The 1,441-nt window shown below is 55.9% G+C and carries 4 protein-coding genes; 2 read left to right on the top strand and 2 right to left on the bottom strand.

Going from position 1 to position 1,441, the window contains the following annotated elements:
• Both ABZX22_RS45010 and ABZX22_RS45015 read right to left on the bottom strand, forming a co-directional pair.
• A partial coding sequence (locus ABZX22_RS45010; protein ID WP_354923466.1) for an SLATT domain-containing protein occupies positions 1-346 on the bottom strand: 346 nt, incomplete at its 3' end.
• A gap of 117 nt (positions 347-463) precedes the next feature.
• Positions 464-946 (bottom strand): helix-turn-helix transcriptional regulator, encoded by a 483-nt coding sequence (locus ABZX22_RS45015; RefSeq protein WP_354923469.1) that lies wholly within the window; start codon positions 944-946, stop codon positions 464-466.
• Here ABZX22_RS45015 and ABZX22_RS45020 point away from each other — a divergent pair.
• Positions 847-1,134: a DUF4031 domain-containing protein gene (locus tag ABZX22_RS45020; protein ID WP_354923472.1), complete on the top strand. Its 288-nt coding sequence runs from the start codon at positions 847-849 to the stop codon at positions 1,132-1,134. The genes ABZX22_RS45015 and ABZX22_RS45020 overlap by 100 nt on opposite strands.
• Positions 1,135-1,161: 27 nt before the next feature.
• The coding region (locus ABZX22_RS45025) for a nucleoside triphosphate pyrophosphohydrolase family protein (RefSeq protein WP_354923474.1) at positions 1,162-1,441 on the top strand (280 nt) is incomplete at its 3' end.

The following is a 1,441-nucleotide window of genomic DNA, read 5'->3' on the forward strand; positions in this document are numbered from 1 at the left end:
CGCTGATGCCCGCGAGCTTTCGAGCAAACCGCCCTAGCTCTACCCCATTTCTATGCATTGCCTCTGATCGCGAAATGAAGTTTTCTTGACCAAGAAGCAGGGAGTAGACCAGAACGAGTACTGCAAGCACGGCTTGTGTTGCATTAAGATAAATTGCATCTACGCCAAGCTGGATATTAAATGCTTGCATCATGGGCACGAATACCAGCGCTGCAGAAATCAGCGAGACGGTCCACTGCGAGAACTTGTGGTGTCGCTCAAGTCGTTCGCTTGCTCGATACCTCGACCTGGTGGTGATCCTTGTTCGCCGGATCAGTTCCTCGATGCGATTCTCAACACCTTCCACGTTCCCCTCCCTGAGTCGCCGTGCGGCGCGTATGCGTATGGGTATGGGTAGCATACTGGTGCGACGAGGCTTGAGGACTAGACCGCGTCACTCAGCCTAAGGTGCGCAGGTGCCGAGCTAGGTCGTGCTTCGGACCAGCTCCTCGATTGCGCCGATAAGTTTGGCAACCCCGGCCTCGCTGCCCGGAACTCCTGCTATCAACGCATCAACCCTCGCGCCAAGCTCAGTCTTGGGTGACGGCCCCGGAAAAGCAGGCAATCTTAGAAAGATGCAAATTTTTTGAACATTTTTGGAGAGCGTGACCATTTTCCCGCGCTCCATTTTGGAGATCTGCCCAGGATCGACGCCGGTCTGCTCTGACACATAAAAAAGCGTCATCCCAGCCCTATGTCGGGCTTCGCGTATGCGGCCCCCTAGCTGCAGGGCATCCTCTCGTGAATGGAATCGCTCGGCGATATGTGCTAAAGTTTTGCATATTATTTGCACATTTGCGAGCCCACATGGCCGTCTACGTAGATTCAGAGGGCATTCGCTGGCGGGGCAAGGAATGGTGCCACCTAGTGGCCGACTCCATCGAAGAACTTCACGACTTTGCGGCACGACTCGGGCTACAGCGCCGATGGTTTCAGAATAAGGGGCGCTATCCCCACTACGATGTGACGATGACGGTCCGCAGTCGCGCCTTGCTTATGGGTGCGGTTGATGCTGACCGAGCCACACTTATCGCCTGCTGTAGGCGCGTGCGAGCCGATATACTACTGGGGAGAACGCAAGCGTTACTATTCTGATGACCCCTTTCAGCGAAGGACTGCTAGATGACACGCGCGCTACCCCAGCCTCCGCCACTCTCGTTGCCAGAGTATGCTCTTAAGGCTCGAAGAACTAATCGCTTCGAGAACACGCCCGACGAGTTCGACAACCTGCGGTTCGGGTACTTTGGGGAGACGGGGGGACTGCTCGCCTCGGTAAAGAAGTCTGTACGCGATCAGTTGACAGATCCGGAGAGCGCGCTAGCCGCCGAAGAGCTTGGCGACGCACTCTGGTACCTGTTCAGCACGGCGCCCTATCTTGGCATCTCTCCAAAAGAGCTAGATC

The organism is Nonomuraea sp. NPDC003804 (genome assembly GCF_040610675.1).
Lineage (GTDB): Bacteria > Actinomycetota > Actinomycetes > Streptosporangiales > Streptosporangiaceae > Nonomuraea.

What these genes read in the sequence shown, in the direction of transcription:
- ABZX22_RS45020 (WP_354923472.1), top strand. Translation starts at nt 847, where the DNA reads ATGGCCGTCTACGTAGATTCAGAGGGCATTCGCTGGCGGGGCAAGGAA.